Origin of the sequence: Nocardia sp. CA-119907, from assembly GCF_050955995.1 — a bacterium.
Taxonomy (GTDB): Bacteria; Actinomycetota; Actinomycetes; order Mycobacteriales; family Mycobacteriaceae; genus Nocardia.
In genome coordinates, this window is sequence record NZ_CP192091.1 from 362,402 (window position 1) to 377,770 (window position 15,369).

Consider the following 15,369-nt stretch of genomic DNA (forward strand, 5'->3'; position numbering starts at 1 on the left):
TTCCGGCCCGGTCGGCGAGGTCCCCCGCGGCCACGCCGCAAACGTGGTGTCGCTGCACAACGCGCTCGAACTGATGACGTTCGGACGCTGCATAGAGCGTGGATGGACGCATGTTCGCCCCCGCCGCACCCTAAGGAAGGAAACACTCCGATATGACCACAGAGGCCTACATTTACGAGGCCATCCGCACTCCACGTGGCCGCGGCAAGAAGACCGGTTCGCTGCACTCGGTGAAGCCGATTGATCTGACTGTTGGTCTGATCCAGGAGCTGCGCGTTCGCTTCCCCAACCTCGACGAGGACCGGATCTCCGATATCATCCTCGGCGTCGTGACCCCGGTCGGCGACCAGGGCATGGATATCGCCCGCACCGCGGTCACCGTGGCCGGTCTGCCGGATACCGTCGGCGGCTTCCAGATCAACCGCTTCTGCGCCTCCGGCCTCGAGGCCGTGAACCTGGCCGCGCAGAAGGTCCGCTCGGGCTTCGACGACCTGGTCATCGCCGGTGGCGTCGAGTCCATGTCCCGGGTGCCGATGGGCTCCGACGGTGGCGCCTGGGCACTGGACCCGGCCACCAACTACGACACCTACTTTGTGCCGCAGGGTGTTTCGGCCGACCTCATCGCCACCATCGAGGGCTTCAGCCGCGATGACGTCGACGCCTACGCGGTGCGCTCGCAGGACCTCGCCGATAAGGCGTGGACCGGCGGCTACTTCACCAAGTCCGTTGTTCCGGTCAAGGACCAGAACGGCATCATCGTGCTCGACAACGACGAGCACCGCCGCGCCGGCACCACCGCCGAGGATCTGGCCAAGCTGAACCCGTCCTTCGCCGTGGTCGGTGAGATGGGCGGCTTCGACGCGGTCGCGCTGCAGAAGTACCACTTCGTCGAGAAGATCAACCACGTCCACCACGGCGGCAACAGCTCGGGCATCGTCGACGGCGCCGCGCTGGTGCTGGTCGGTACGGAAGAGGCGGGCAAGGCCTCGGGCCTGACCCCGCGTGCGCGCATCGTCGCCACCGCCACCAGCGGCGCCGACTCCACCATCATGCTCACCGGCCCGACCCCGGCCGCGCACAAGGCGCTGGCCAAGGCCGGTCTGTCGCTCGATGACATCGACCTGTTCGAGATCAACGAGGCGTTCGCCTCGGTCGTGCTGAAGTTCCAGAAGGACCTGCAGATCCCGGACGAGAAGCTGAACGTCAACGGCGGCGCCATCGCGATGGGCCACCCGCTCGGCGCCACCGGCGCGATGATCACCGGCACCATGGTCGACGAGCTGGAGCGCCGCAACGGCCGCTACGCGCTGATCACCCTGTGCATCGGCGGCGGCATGGGCGTCGCGACCATCATCGAGCGCGTCTAACCCCAACCGACAGCACAGAATTCAAGGAGACACACAGCTGTGAGCGAGACCAACATGATCGGTTGGGAGCAGGATTCGGACGGCATCGTCGTGCTGACGATGGACGACCCGAACCAGGGCGCCAACACGATGAACGAGCTGTACAAGACGTCCATGACCGCGACCGTGGACCGGCTCGAGGCCGAGAAGGACAACATCACCGGTGTGGTGCTGACCTCGGCCAAGAAGACCTTCTTCGCGGGCGGCGACCTGAAGAACATGATGAAGGTCGGTCCGGAAGACGGCCAGGCCCTCATGGAAGAGCTGGGCACCATCAAGTCGGCGCTGCGTCGGCTGGAGACCCTCGGCAAGCCGGTCGTTTCCGCGATCAACGGCGCGGCCCTCGGCGGCGGCCTGGAGATCACCCTGGCCACCCACTACCGCATCGCGGCCGACGTGCCGGGCGTGCAGCTCGGTCTGCCCGAGGTGACCCTGGGCCTGCTGCCCGCCGGCGGCGGTGTCATCCGCACCGTGCGCATGTTCGGCCTGCAGGGCGCGCTGATGCAGTTCCTGCTGCAGGGCAACAAGTACCGCCCGGGCAAGGCCAAGGAGATCGGCCTGATCAACGAGGTCGTCGGCTCGATCGAAGAGCTGGTGCCCGCCGCCAAGGCGTGGATCAAGGCCAACCCCGAGGGCGGCGTGCAGCCCTGGGACAAGAAGGGCTTCAAGATTCCGGGCGGCACACCGACTACGCCCGCATTCGCCGCCAACCTCCCGGCCTTCCCGGCCAACCTGCGCAAGCAGCTCAAGGGCGCCAACATGCCCGCACCGCGCGCCATCATGTCGGCCGCGGTCGAGGGTTCGCAGGTCGACATCGACAACGCGTCGCTGATCGAATCGCGCTACTTCGTCTCGCTGCTGACCGGCCCGGTCGCGAAGAACATGATCCAGGCGTTCTTCTTCGACCTGCAGTCGATCAACAACGGTGGTTCGCGGCCCAAGGATGTCCCGAAGAAGGAGATCCGCAAGGTCGGCGTGCTCGGCGCGGGCATGATGGGCGCGGGTATCGCCTACGTCTCGGCCAAGGCGGGCTACGAGGTCGTGCTCAAGGACGTCACCATCGAGGCGGCCGAGCGCGGCAAGAACTACTCCGAGAAGATCGAGGCCAAGGCGCTGTCCCGCGGCAAGACCACCGAGGAGAAGTCCAAGGCGCTGCTGGACCGGATCACGCCGACCGCGGATGCGGCCGACTTCGCCGGTGTCGACTTCGTCATCGAGGCCGTCTTCGAGAACACCGAGCTCAAGCACAAGGTGTTCCAGGAGATCGAGGACATCGTCACCCCGGACGCGCTGCTCGGCTCGAACACGTCCACCCTGCCGATCACCGGTCTCGCGACCGGCGTGAAGCGCCAGGAGGACTTCATCGGCATCCACTTCTTCTCGCCGGTCGACAAGATGCCGCTGGTGGAGATCATCAAGGGTGAGAAGACCTCCGACGAGGCGCTGGCCCGGGTGTTCGACTACACCCTCGCGATCAAGAAGACCCCGATCGTGGTCAACGACAGCCGTGGCTTCTTCACCTCGCGCGTGATCGGCACCTTCGTCAACGAGGCGATCGCCATGCTGACCGAGGGCATCGAGCCCGCGACCATCGAGCAGGCAGGTCTGCAGGCGGGCTACCCGGCCGCGCCGCTGCAGCTCTCGGATGAGCTGAACCTCAAGCTCATGCAGAAGATCGCCAAGGAGACCCTCGAGGCTGCCGCGCACGGCGACGCCACCCTGGGCAAGAAGCGTCACCCGGCCCAGGACGTCATCGACTACCTGGTCGAGCAGGGTCGTCCGGGCCGCCTCGAGAAGGCAGGCTTCTACGACTACGACGAAGATGGCAAGCGCCTCGGCATCTTCCAGGGCCTGCGCGAGCACTTCAAGACCACCGCCGGTTTCGGTGTGCCGCTGCAGGATCTGATCGACCGCATGCTGTTCATCGAGGCGATCGAGACCCAGAAGTGCTTCGACGAGGGTGTGCTGATCACCACCGCCGACGCCAACATCGGCTCGATCTTCGGCATCGGCTTCCCGGCCTGGACCGGTGGTGTGCACCAGTTCATCGTCGGCTACCCGGGTGGCCAGGCGGCCTTCGTCGAGCGTGCCGACTACCTCGCCAAGACCTACGGCGAGCGTTTCGAGGTTCCGGCCTCGCTGCGCAAGTAGTCTCGCGGCAACTCGCAACACCGAAGCCCGCCACCGCTTTTCGCGGTGGCGGGCTTTCGCCGTTTCGGTCCTCGATTTCGAGTGCCGTTAACCCGCGTGATCGACCTGGCCGATACCGTTGCCGATTGTGGTCAGACGTAGCCGATCCCTGCTCATAGCGACTGTCGCGGTCGCGGGTGCCCTCGCCCCGGTCGCCACCGCCGCGCCCCCGCCGGTCGCGGGCGATGCCCCCTCGGTGCGCCTGCTCGGCGAGCAGATCATTCCGTTCGACGCCGACTTCCGAGGCACCACGGTCGGTGGCCTGTCCGGCATCGACTTCCAGCCGAGCACCGGCGAATATGTGCTGATCAGTGATGACAGGTCGGAGCGGGATCCAGCGCGGTTCTACACCGCGCGATTCGGTGTGGACGACCGCGGCGTCGGTCCGGTGACGTTCACCGGTACATACCCGCTGCGCACCCCGGACGGCTCCCTGTACGCACCGAAGTCCTTGGATCCCGAAGAGATTCGCGTCGACCCGTGGACCGGTGACTACTACTGGACCCAGGAAGGTGAGCGCACCGATACCGTGCTGGCTGACGCGTCGGTACGAATCACCCACCCGGACGGCACTTTCGTCGCCGAACTCCCGATCCCGGAGAACGAGCGGATGCGCCCGAGCGCCGGCCCGCGCCAGAATCTCGCCCTGGAAGGTGCGACCTTCGCGGCGGGCGGCACGCTGTTCGTGACGTCCGTGGAGGGCCCGCTGCTGCTGGACGGTCCCGTCGCCACGGTGAAAGCCGGTGCCACCTCGCGGATTACGGTGCAGGCCCGCTTCGGTCCGCTGCTGGCGCAGTATGCCTATCCGATGGAGCCGGTCTTCGCGCAGTCACAGCCCGATCCGGGCCAGGGCATGAACGGCATTGCTTCGATTCTTGCCGCCGACCCGCTCGATCCCACGAAATTCCTGGTCCTGGAACGTTCTTTCGTGGTCGGCGTCGGCAATAGGATCCGCATCTACGAGGCCGATACCGATGGCGCGACCAATGTCCTCGATGCGCCGCTCGACACTGCCCGGCCGGTCGCCAAGCGCCTGCTGGTCGACCTCGCCGATCTCGGCCTGGATCCGATCGACAATATCGAGGGCATGACCTGGGGTCCGCGGCTGCCGTCGGGTGCGCGAACCTTGATCCTGGTCAGCGATAACAACTTCTCCGATAAGCAGGTCACCCAGATCGTGGCGCTGGCTCTCCGGTAGGAGATAGCGCCCGCTATCGCGTCTGCGGTGGCGCTCAGCTGGGGCGCAGATCCTCGGCGGCCTGGTAGTACGCGTCGGCGGCGCGGGTGAAGTAGTCGAAGAGCACCTCGCGCTGTTCGGCGGAATAGCCGCCGATGATTTCGCCGATGCGGCGGCGCGCGGGGGCCAGGATCTCGTCGAGATCGGCTGGCTTGTCGATCAATTCGACAATGACCTTGCGACGGTCGCCGGGGACGGGGACGCGGCGCACATAGCCCGCGTCCTCCAGGCGATCGATGAGACGGGTGGTCGGGCCGGTGGTCAGTCCGCTGCGGGCGCCGAGTTCGCCGGGGGTCATGGCGCCGTTGAGTTCCAGGATGTTGAGCGCGTAGAGGTCTGTCGCGCCCAGGTCGACGGCGCGGGCGCCCGCCTGTCCGTGCAGCATGACCGCGCTCAGGTAGCGGCGATAGACCTCGCTCGCGTCGGGGCGCATCGGTGGTGTTGACACGGATACCTCCATCTTCTAATCTCTTCTTCAACGAAGAGACTTCTTAAACGAAGAAAGCTCTTACAAGAAGAAATCTAACACGGAGGATCATCATGCGCGGCACCGACACCACTGCGGACACCCAGGCCATCCAGGGCGTGCTCACGGCATTGGTCGAGGCGTGGGGGCGCGGCGACGCCGACGCCTACGGCGCGGTCTTCACCGAAGACGCCACCTATACAAGCTTTCTCGGCACGCTCTACCGCGGTCGCGCCGATATCGCCGCCTCGCACCGTGCCCTGTTCGGCAGCGTCCTGAAGGGCACCCGGCTGGCCGACGACATCGTCGACATCCGCTTCTACGGACCGGACACCGCCGTGGTCAACAGCCACGGCGACACCTATAAGGGCAAGCCCAAGCGCGCCGATCAGCTCACCAAGACCCAGACCTACACCCTGGTCCGCCGCGAGGGCCGCTGGCTGATCGCCGCCTTCCAGAACACCAAGCGCAACAAGCTCATGGAACGCATCACCTACCTGTCCACCCCCGCCGCCCGCCCGTCGGCCGAACGCTGAACTCCCCCTATCGTTTTCGCCAGAAGGACCCTGCCATGAACGCCCCAGAGCGCAAGCCGCGCAACCGCCGCCGCATCGTCTCCCGCATCCTCGCTGCCTCCGCCATCACCCTCGGCGTCGCCGCGGGCGGCGGCTACCTCTGGCTGGACCAGACCTCCGATGTACAGAACCTCGGCACCACCGCCTGTACCACCGTCCCGACGCCAGCGCCGCAGTCGGCCAAGGAAATCTGCGATCTGCTCGACGAACTCACCGGCGCCTGGGGCCGCGGCGATGCCGACGCCTACGGTGCCCTGTTCACCGAGGACGCCACCTACACCAGCTTCGTCGGCACCTACTACCAGGGCCGCACCGATATCATCGAGGGGCACCGCGCCCTGTTCGCGGGATTCAAGAAGGGCACCAAGCTCACCGACTCGATCCTCGGCATCCGCTTCTACGGCACCGATACCGCCATCGTCACCAGTCGTGGCGACACCTACACCGACGATCCGAAGCAGCCAGCGGATCTGTCGAAAACGCAGACCTACACCATCGTCCGCCAAGACGGTCGCTGGTTGATCGCCGCCTTCCAGAACACCCAGCGCAAGAACGTCATGGAGCGGATCTCATTCCTCTACGATCCGGCGACGCGGCCCGCGGCCGAGCGCTGAGCGGTCGGCGCCCGCCGCGTGGTCGGAACCACGCTGTTTCGAAAGCCACGCACTCCGGTTGATACCGCGCTACGTTGGAGTATGCGCAGGCATATCGGGCATCGCGAGATAGTTACGCGATGTCCGATGTCGGTGTGTTTCTCGATCGCCGGTGACGCCGATTCGATATGAGTTCGAGGTGGTCACGTGAATCCACAGATGCGTTCGGGCAAGGCAAGCCCCGAATCGACCCCGGCCGAATCGGACACTCAGCGACATACGCCCATCGAGATGGCCGACGAGCTGGATGCGATGGGCCTGTCGAGTGCCGTCGAGATCGGTCGGGGCGGGTTCGGGGTGGTGTACCGCTGCATTCAATACGCACTGAACCGGGTGGTCGCGGTGAAGGTGCTGTCCGAGGAGATCGACGCCGAGAGCCGCGAACGATTCCTGCGCGAAGAAAAGGCGATGGGACGGCTGTCCGGCCATCCGAACATCGTCGACATTCTCCAGGTCGATGTCACCCCGACCGGTCAGCCGTTCATTGTCATGCCCTATTGCACCCGTGGTTCGCTGGAACAGGTCATTCGCGAACAGGGGCCGCTCACCTGGGCGGATTCCCTGCGTGCCGGGGTGAAGCTGGCGGGTGCGATCGAGAGCGCCCATCGTGCCGGGATCCTGCACCGGGATGTCAAACCGGCTAATGTGCTGCTCAGCGCCTACGGCGAACCACAGCTGACCGATTTCGGCATTGCCCGGATTCCGGGTGGTTTCCGCACCTCGAGCCGGTTGATCACCGGCTCGCCCGCCTTCACCGCCCCCGAGGTGCTCAAGGGTGATGAGCCGACGGTCCTCTCCGATGTGTACGGGCTCGGGTCCACGCTGTTCGCATTGCTGACCGGACATGCCGCGTTCGAGCGGCAGTCGGGGGAGAAGGTGATCGCGCAATTCCTGCGGATCACCACCCAGCCGGTGCCGGATCTGCACGGCCATGACCTCCCCGACGATGTCGCCGACGCCATCCAGCACGCGATGCACACCGATCCGAGTGAGCGGCCCGCCTCGGCATTCGAATTCGGTGAGCAGCTGCGCGCGGTGCAGGGCGCGCACGACCAGATGCCCGATGAGATGGCGCTATTGGATACCGCGGTGGTGCTGGATGGGGCGGACCAAGCGGAGGTGGCCGAATCCACGTCGACGCGACCCGCGGTGACCGCGCGCCGCAGTTGGCCATTGACCTTGCGCCCCGCGGTATCTCAGCATCCGGACAACTCGATCTCGGCAGTGCCGACCCTGCCGCCGACGGCGACGACGAAATTCCGCCCGCCGACCCCGGCCCGCGACCCGGTGCCGCGCCCGCGCCTGCTGGATACGCTGCGCGCCGGTGGCCGCCGCAGGCTCGCGGTGATCCACGCACCGGCCGGATTCGGCAAGAGCACGCTGGCCGCGCAATGGCGCACCGAACTGTCCGAGGGCGGGGTCGCGGTGGCTTGGCTCGGCGTGGATCAGGACGACGATAACGAGGTCTGGTTCCTGGCCCACCTCATCCAGGCGATCCGTCGGGTCCGCCCGGATATCGGCGAGGGTTTGGACCACGTGCTCGAGGAGCGACCCGCCGATGCGGTCGCCTTCGTCATCTCCACTCTGATCGATGAGATCCATGCCAGCGGCTCCACCGTCGTGGTGATCGTGGACGACTGGCACCGGGTCGGCGATGCCGGCGTGCATCGGGTCATGGATACATTGCTGGACAATGGATGTCACCATCTGCGCTTCGTGGTGACCAGCCGCGAGCAGTCCGGCCTGCCGACCAGCCGGATGCGGGTGCACGATGAACTGGTCGAGATCGGCTCAACGGCGCTGCGCCTGACCGTGGCGGAGACCAAGGATATTCTGGTGCGGCGCAATGGTTTCGCACTCACCGACAACCAGGTGGAGCAGATCCACGCGGCCACCGACGGCTGGCCCGCCGCCATCCAGCTGGTGAGTCTGTCGTTGCGCGGCAATATCGATCCGGATCGGTTGATCGCCAATCTCGCCGAGGGCAGTCACGGCATCCGCGAGTATTTGGCCGAGAATGTGCTGGACACCCTCGAACCCAGGATGCTCGACTTCCTGACCTCGATCTCGATCACCGAGCGCGTCAGCGGGTCGCTGGCCTCGGCGCTATCGGAGGATCCGGACGGTGAGCAGCTGCTGGAGCAGGCCGAACAGCGAGAGTTGTTCGTGCGGCGCATTGCCCACGATCCCGAGTGGTTCCGGATGCAGCCGCTGTTCGCCGAACATCTGCGGGCGCGGTTGGAGCGTTCCGATCCGGCCAAGCTGCGGACATTGCACCGCAAGGCATCCCGCTGGTACGCCGAACACCAGCTTTTGCGCAAGTCGGTCGATCACGCACTGGCGGCGACGGATCTGAAGATGGCCCTCGACCTGCTCGAGAGCGGCGGCATGGACCTCATCGACAAGTCCCGGCTCGCGACGCTGCTCGGCACGGTATCGAAACTGCCGGTGCAGCAGGTGGCTTCGCGATCCAAACTGCTGATGGCGGTGGCCAGGGCGAATGTGAATCTGCAGCAGTCGAGTGCGGCCAGGGCCGCTTTGGGCCGATTGTCCAATGTGCTGGCGCGCGGATCCGCCACCGATGACGATGTGGTCCGGCAGCGCTGTGAGGCGGCGGTGCTCGCGGCCTCGGATCAGATCGCCCGCGATCACACCGAGGGTGTGCTGGACCGGGTGGCCGACTGCCTGGAAAAGCCCGACGAATTGCCCGCGTGGACCGTATCGACCGCGGCGAATCTGATCTCGTTCGTGCGACTGTGCGAATTCGATTTCGATGGCGCCCGCGAAATCCAGGAATGGGCCGTGCCGTATCACGCCCGGTCCAGGGATCCGCTCGGCGCGGTATTCGGCCTGTGCGGACAGGGTGCCGCGGCCTATGAACAACTCGATATCGCCACCGCCACAAGCTGTTTCCAGCAGGCGTGGGAGACCGCGCGGGAGCGGTCGGGGCCGCGTTCGCATGCGGTGCGGGTGGCCGCCGCGCTGCTCGGTGAGATGAATTACCGCCGTGGCGAACTCGATACCGCCGATCGGCTGCTGGACGACAGCCACGAATTGGTCACCCGGGTCGGTCCGGTCGACTTCCTGATCTCCACCTTCGTGATCGGCGCCCGGGTCAAGGCCGCGCTCGGCGATCTCTACACGGCCACCGCGCGTCTCGACGAGGGTGATCGAATCGCCGCCGATAACCGGCTGATTCGGCTCTCCGCGCATATTCGCGCCGAGCGGCTGCGCCTCGGCCTGCTGACCGATACCGCGGCCCGGCGGGTCGCCGACGCCGCGAGCGGATATGAATCGGATATCTCGGGAACCATTCACCAGGCACATCGGATGACGGGCGCGGCGGCGCTGGCGGCGGAGGCGGAGGAGATCGCCGCGATCCGGGCGCTGCTGGCCGAACGTCAGCTGCGGTCCGATGATCGTGCGGTACGCCGGGCGCGCGCACTGCACGGCCGGATGGTCGAACAGCGGCGTCCCCGTGCGGAATTGGATACCGCATTGCTGTTGGCCGAATGTCTGGCCGCCTCCGGCTGGGTCGGCGAGGCCACCGGGCTGCTGCTGCCCGCGGCGGCCACCTGTGCCGAACACGGCTGGACCATGCCGCTTTTGGATGCGGGCCCCGGTGTGCTTTCCATCCTGGGGGTGCTGCGCACCGAAATGCGCAGCACCCCGGGACAAACCGGAGATACCGCACTGCCCGCCCTATTCCTGGATGAACTCCTCGGATAGGACGGGCAGCCTCGGGGCTATGGTTACGGCTGCCACCACGGCCGCAGTGGCAGACCGGATTCGCCGTTCGGGCCGAGTTTGACGCCGAGCACCTGGTGCAGCTGAACCACATTGCGCTGGAAGCCGAGTCGGCAACCGGCCATGTACAGGCCCCACACCTTCGCGGTGCCCTCGCCGACCTCTTCGACGCAGGCATCCCAGTTGGCGACCAGATTCTTACACCATTCGTGCAGGGTGAGCGCGTAGTGCTCGCGCAGATTCTCCTCGTGCATCACCTCGAGGCCGACATTCTGGATTTCGGAGATGATCCGGCCCGAGCCGATCAGTTCACCGTCCGGGAAGACGTAGCGGTCGATGAAGTCGCCGGCCTTGGTGGTCCGGGTGTTGTCCGGCCTGGTGATGGAGTGGTTCAGGAACAGGCCGCCCTCACGCAGCTTGCTCTTGATGTAGTCGAAGTAGAACGGGTAGTTGTGCACACCGATGTGTTCGGTCAACCCGATCGAGGAGACGGCGTCGAAGCCGACCTCCGGAATATCGCGGTAATCGGAGTGCCGCACCTCGGCCAGTTCCGACAGTCCCTGTTCGGCGATCCGCTGCTGGGCCCACTCCGCCTGTTCCGCGGATAGTGTCGCGCCGATGACCTTGACGCCGCGCTTGGCCGCATAGCGCACCATGCCGCCCCAGCCGCAGCCGATATCGAGCAGGCGGTCGCCTTCCTTCAGCCGGAGCTTGTCGAAGACCAGGCGGTACTTGTTCTCCTGGGCCTGCTCCAGCGTCCAGTTCTCGTCCTCGTAGACCGCGCAGGTGTAGGTCATCGAGGGGCCGAGGACGTATTCGTAGAAGGTGTTCGAGACGTCGTAGTGGTGGTGGATGGCCTCGGCGTCGCGAGTCTTGGAGTGCCGCAGGCCTTCCAGTGCGATCCGGCGCCACCGCGGCAGGGTCTCCTGCGGGGGCGGTGCGATCGGCTTGAGCCGCTCCCACCCGAGCGAGCGGGCGATGGTGACCAGCGCGAGCGCCGAGGGACGACGGAACTTCAACCCGTCCATCGCCTTCAGGATGTCGTACGGATCCCCGGGATGGACGCCGGTGGCGGTCAGGTCACCGGATATGTAGGCGCGGGCCATACCGAGGTCACCGGGCGCGGTCGCCAGGTAGTTGATGCCACGCGGGGTCTTGATCTCCAGGCTGTATTCCGAATCCTCCGGTCCGGTCGCGCTGCCGTCGTAGGCGGTCAGCCGGATCGGGACATCGCCGTCGATCAGGGTCTCGAAGATCTCGGCAATGCTGAGTTTTGTCCCGAGGTCCGCGAAGACATCGGAACGGTCCTTGAATGTAGTCATTTGCGTTGCACCGCCTTCGAATACAAATCCAGCAATCGCTGGTCCGGGTCGTAGCGCTTCTTCAATTCGGTGTAGGTTTTGCCGCCGTACAGGGCCGCGAATTCATCTTCGCCGTAATAGGAATCCGAGTACAGGGATTTGTGACCGTCGAATTCGGTCACCGTCCGCTCGATGGCGCGGTTGGCCGTGCCCTCCTGCTGACCGGCGACGGTCGGTACCGCGGACCAGAATCCGACATTGACGTAGGTCCGGTTGGGCGCCAATGGATACAGTGGCCACGGGCGTGCGCTGGTCGTCGTCGCTGTTTCCCGCAGCCGCAACGGGCACAGCCAGATCGGTTCGATCGGAATTTCGCGCAGGAACCATTCGACGAAGTCCGCAGTCCGCTCGACCGGCACCTCGATGTCCTGTACCACCCGCTCGCGCGGCAGGTTGCCCTGGCGGGCCTCCAGTTTGTCGCCGATGTGGTACTTGTGATCCAGCGCGATGAGCTTCCAGTAGAAACTGCTGCGGCGGTAGCGCTTCGGCCAGAACCGGCGGATCTTCGGATTCTGCGTGCCGAACGCGCGCGAGCACCAGAACCAGTCGGTGTCCCAGCGCCACAGGTAGTCGTGGATGGTCAGCCGGTCACGCTTGGGTTGTGCGGAGTCGTGCTGAATGGACCGGTAGTAGATGTCCATACCGGTGTAGTCGCTGACCGGGCCGGGCTCGTCGGTCTGGCGGCCCAGCGTCAGGTAGCTCTCGTCGGCGCTGAAGACCACACCGTCGAGGTAGTCGACGGGTTCACCATCGTAGGTCTTATCGGTAACGATCTGGGCCAGGGTGGATTCGAGTTCGCGCAGATCGTGGCAGCGGACGTGGCGCAGCGCCACGTAGGGCCGCACGGCCTCCAGTTCGATCTTCAGGCGGACCGAGTAGCCGAGAGTGCCGTAGGAGTTCGGGAAGCCACGGAACAGGTCGGCGTGCTCGCCATCCGGTGTCGCGGTGATGATCTCGCCCGCGCCGGTCAGCACGTCCATCTCCAGGACCGATTCGTGCGGCAGGCCGTTGCGGAACGAGGTGGACTCGATGCCGAGGCCGGTGACCGCGCCGCCCAGGGTGATCGTCTTGAGCTGCGGCACCACCAGCGGGGCCAGTCCGTAGGGCAGCGTGGCGGCGACCAGATCCTCATAGGTGGTCATCCCGGCCACCTCGGCGGTCTTGGCCTCGGCATCCACCGCGATGACCTTGGCGAGTCCGGAGACGTCCAGGCCGGGTGCGGTGTTCTTGGCCCTGGCCCGGAACAGATTCGAGGTCTTCTTCGCCAGCCGGACGTTGGCATCGGTGGGTATCGCGCGATAACTCGCCAACAGTCGGTCCACACCCGCTCGATGCGCGGCGAAACCTGATTCGTGTGCGGCCGATGCGGGTCCGGCCTTCCCCAACAGACTCACTGCCACTCCTCGACGCTAGTACGCACCGGTTCGCCGAGCCACAGTCATGACGTAGACGAGGGATAAATGTCACGGATCCGTTGCATCGGGAATATCAAGGACTCGCCGTATCAGTGCAGCGGTGATCCGGGCCGAGTCCGCTGCTCGTCGCGCGGGCTTCGCTCCCGCGTCGAGCAGCCGTCTCGCACGATGTATTGCATGGATCCCCTCCGGCGCAATCTGATCGGAGCCTAACAGTGCGGACCGGTCCGCGCGCGGTGATCAACATCGCGCGGCGCGGACCGACCTCCACGCCACGCAGCGCCGCGGACAGGGCAGGATAAGGGGGAAACCGCGGGAGCGGAGCCGCGGAGCGACCGCACCGCGGGGAGCCCGCGGAGCGACCAGAAGACGCAGCCGGACAAGGAGCTCATTGTGGGACAGGTCAGCGCCAGCAGTTCGATCGCCGTCGCGGCGGATCCGCAGCGCACACTCGAGGCGATCGCGGATTACGAGACGGTGCGTCCACGCATCCTCTCCTCGCACTACCGCGATTACAAGGTGGTGGAGGGCGGCAAGGGTGCGGGCACCGTCGCCGAATGGACCCTGCAGGCCACCGAGAAGCGTTCCCGCAATGTGCACGCGGTCGTTTCGGTCTCCGATTCCATCGTGACCGAACGGGATTCGAATTCGACGCTGGTGAACACCTGGACGGTGACGCCGGACGGTTCGGGTTCCCAGGTCACCCTGCGCACCTCGTGGCAGGGCGCGGGCGGTGTCGCCGGCATCTTCGAGGGCATCTTCGCACCGTTGGGGCTGAAGAAGATTCAGGCCGAGGTGCTCGCGAATCTGGCGCGCGAACTCGCCTGAGACAACCGAAAGCCCGGCACCTCACGCGTGCCGGGCTTTTTCGATCACGCGGCACGTAGTTTGGCGGGCATGGAGCGGTAGGCGTGCAGGTTCCGCAGGGGATGCGGGATCGGCGGGCCGTCCAAGCGCAGATCCGGGTACCGCTCGAAGAGGGCGCGCAGCGCGATGGCGCCTTCCAGTCGGGCCAGCGCCGCTCCCAAGCAGCCGTGCACCCCGCTGCCGAACGAGAGATGATCCGCGGCATTGGCCCTGGTCACGTCGAATCGTTCGGGATCGGGGAAGACGGTGGGATCGTGGTTGGCGCCCGCCAACGACAGCAGGACCAGCGAACCGGATTCGACGCGCTGATCGGCGATGTCGACGTCACAGCTCGCGACCCGGCCGGTCATCCGCACCGGCCCGTCGTAGCGCAGGATTTCCTCGACCGCGCGCGGCCACAGCTCCGGCTGCGCCGCCAGCAGTTCCAGCTGGTCCGGATGGCTTGTCAGCAGGGCGATTCCGTTGCCGAGCATATTCACCGTGGTCAAGAATCCGGCGTCCAGCAGCAGCGCCGCATTGGCCATCTGCTCGCGGCGGGTGAGTTCGCCACCTGTCACCAGCATGCTGAGCACGTCGTCGCCCGGTGCGGCGGTGAGGCGGTCGAAGTGCTGGTCGAAGTACCGGTCGACCTCGGCCAGGTCTTCGATGGCGTGGCGGTAAGTGGCCCAGCTGAGGCCGCGTTCGAGCAGCGGCGCACCGCTATCGCCCCACTTCAGCAGGGTCGCATGCATCTCGGCGGGCAACCCGAGGATCTCGGCGATGATCGCGACGGGCAACTGTTGGCAGAAGTCGACGATCAGATCCGGCCGCGGCTTCGATTGCAGGCTGTCGAGCAGGCCATCGGTGACTTCGACAACCCGATCCCGCAGTTCGGCGATCGCCTTCGGAGTGAATGCCTGCCCGACCAGGCGACGGTACAGGGTGTGTTCCGGCGGATCGGTCACCAGCATCGAGGGCGGTTCCGAGAGGTTGGGCATCCCCGGATCCGTCTTGGTCATCACCCAGCGGATCGGCTTCGGCAGGGCTCGATGGCTGGGCGTGACCACGACGAAGCGACGGTCCCGCAGGATGAGTCGGCACAGCTCGTAGTCCACCGTCACGCGTGCGCCCCACATCGTGGGGATCCGGCCCCGCTGCCGGATCTGCTCGAGGTACTGCGACGAGCCGAGCAGACGATCGGGACCGACGGCGAGCTGCCCGAGGGGATTACCCAGGCGCGCCGCCAACAGGAGGATGAACCGTGGCACGCCGTGCATCATCAGCCACCGAATCCATACGCGGATCACCACGTTGTCACCTCCGAGTCCGAACCTGTTCCCCATGATAGATAGCCGCTATGGTGGAGGGTCATTGCTTGTCGTCCCGACTGCCGTGTCTCGATGACTTGCCTGCCGGTAACTGTGTTTCCGAGCGCTCACGAAGAGGATGGATTTCTGGGCGCCGAAGGTGATG

Annotated in this window: 11 protein-coding genes; 7 read left to right on the forward strand and 4 right to left on the reverse strand. The window is 65.9% G+C overall.

Translation table 11 applies throughout. The features are described from left to right. Window positions 1-152: 152 nt before the first annotated feature. The 3 genes from ACQP2D_RS01680 (at window position 153) to ACQP2D_RS01690 (ending at window position 4,794) form a co-directional block, all read left to right on the forward strand. Window positions 153-1,367: an acetyl-CoA C-acetyltransferase gene (locus ACQP2D_RS01680; RefSeq protein WP_433681975.1), complete on the forward strand. Its 1,215-nt coding sequence runs from the start codon at window positions 153-155 to the stop codon at window positions 1,365-1,367. 39 nt (window positions 1,368-1,406) lie between these two features. Beyond that, window positions 1,407-3,557, forward strand: a complete 2,151-nt coding sequence (locus ACQP2D_RS01685; RefSeq protein WP_433681976.1) for a 3-hydroxyacyl-CoA dehydrogenase NAD-binding domain-containing protein — start codon at window positions 1,407-1,409, stop codon at window positions 3,555-3,557. Window positions 3,558-3,684: 127 nt separating this feature from the next. Next, a complete protein-coding gene (locus ACQP2D_RS01690; protein WP_433681977.1) occupies window positions 3,685-4,794 on the forward strand; it encodes an esterase-like activity of phytase family protein in 1,110 nt (369 codons plus the stop codon). Between the two features lie 34 nt (window positions 4,795-4,828). Here ACQP2D_RS01690 and ACQP2D_RS01695 read toward each other — a convergent pair whose 3' ends face one another. Then, complete coding sequence (locus ACQP2D_RS01695; protein WP_355183574.1) at window positions 4,829-5,281, reverse strand: MarR family winged helix-turn-helix transcriptional regulator; 453 nt, start codon at window positions 5,279-5,281, stop codon at window positions 4,829-4,831. A gap of 92 nt (window positions 5,282-5,373) precedes the next feature. Between ACQP2D_RS01695 and ACQP2D_RS01700 the strand changes: the two genes are divergently transcribed. The 3 genes from ACQP2D_RS01700 to ACQP2D_RS01710 all read left to right on the forward strand — a co-directional run bounded on the left by ACQP2D_RS01700 (window position 5,374) and on the right by ACQP2D_RS01710 (window position 10,256). Next, the gene (locus ACQP2D_RS01700) at window positions 5,374-5,835 is read left to right on the forward strand and encodes an SgcJ/EcaC family oxidoreductase (protein ID WP_433681978.1); all 462 of its coding nucleotides are present in this window, start codon (window positions 5,374-5,376) and stop codon (window positions 5,833-5,835) included. A 35-nt stretch (window positions 5,836-5,870) separates the two neighbouring features. Beyond that, window positions 5,871-6,488, forward strand: coding sequence for an SgcJ/EcaC family oxidoreductase (locus ACQP2D_RS01705; RefSeq protein WP_433681979.1), 618 nt, complete (start codon window positions 5,871-5,873; stop codon window positions 6,486-6,488). A gap of 186 nt (window positions 6,489-6,674) precedes the next feature. Further along, window positions 6,675-10,256 (forward strand): protein kinase domain-containing protein, encoded by a 3,582-nt coding sequence (locus ACQP2D_RS01710; RefSeq protein WP_433681980.1) that lies wholly within the window; start codon window positions 6,675-6,677, stop codon window positions 10,254-10,256. A gap of 23 nt (window positions 10,257-10,279) precedes the next feature. Here ACQP2D_RS01710 and ACQP2D_RS01715 read toward each other — a convergent pair whose 3' ends face one another. After that, the gene (locus ACQP2D_RS01715; protein WP_433681981.1) at window positions 10,280-11,596 is read right to left on the reverse strand and encodes a class I SAM-dependent methyltransferase; all 1,317 of its coding nucleotides are present in this window, start codon (window positions 11,594-11,596) and stop codon (window positions 10,280-10,282) included. Next, window positions 11,593-13,029: an FAD-binding protein gene (locus tag ACQP2D_RS01720; protein WP_433681982.1), complete on the reverse strand. Its 1,437-nt coding sequence runs from the start codon at window positions 13,027-13,029 to the stop codon at window positions 11,593-11,595. Before ACQP2D_RS01720 ends, ACQP2D_RS01715 begins: the two co-directional genes overlap by 4 nt. 414 nt (window positions 13,030-13,443) lie before the next feature. Here ACQP2D_RS01720 and ACQP2D_RS01725 point away from each other — a divergent pair, with 414 nt between their 5' ends. Further along, window positions 13,444-13,878, forward strand: a complete 435-nt coding sequence (locus ACQP2D_RS01725) for an SRPBCC family protein (protein ID WP_433681983.1) — start codon at window positions 13,444-13,446, stop codon at window positions 13,876-13,878. A 44-nt stretch (window positions 13,879-13,922) separates the two neighbouring features. On the opposite strand, the gene ACQP2D_RS01730 is transcribed toward ACQP2D_RS01725, so the two are convergent. Further along, the gene (locus tag ACQP2D_RS01730; protein ID WP_433685480.1) at window positions 13,923-15,176 is read right to left on the reverse strand and encodes a cytochrome P450; all 1,254 of its coding nucleotides are present in this window, start codon (window positions 15,174-15,176) and stop codon (window positions 13,923-13,925) included. Window positions 15,177-15,369 lie beyond the last annotated feature (193 nt).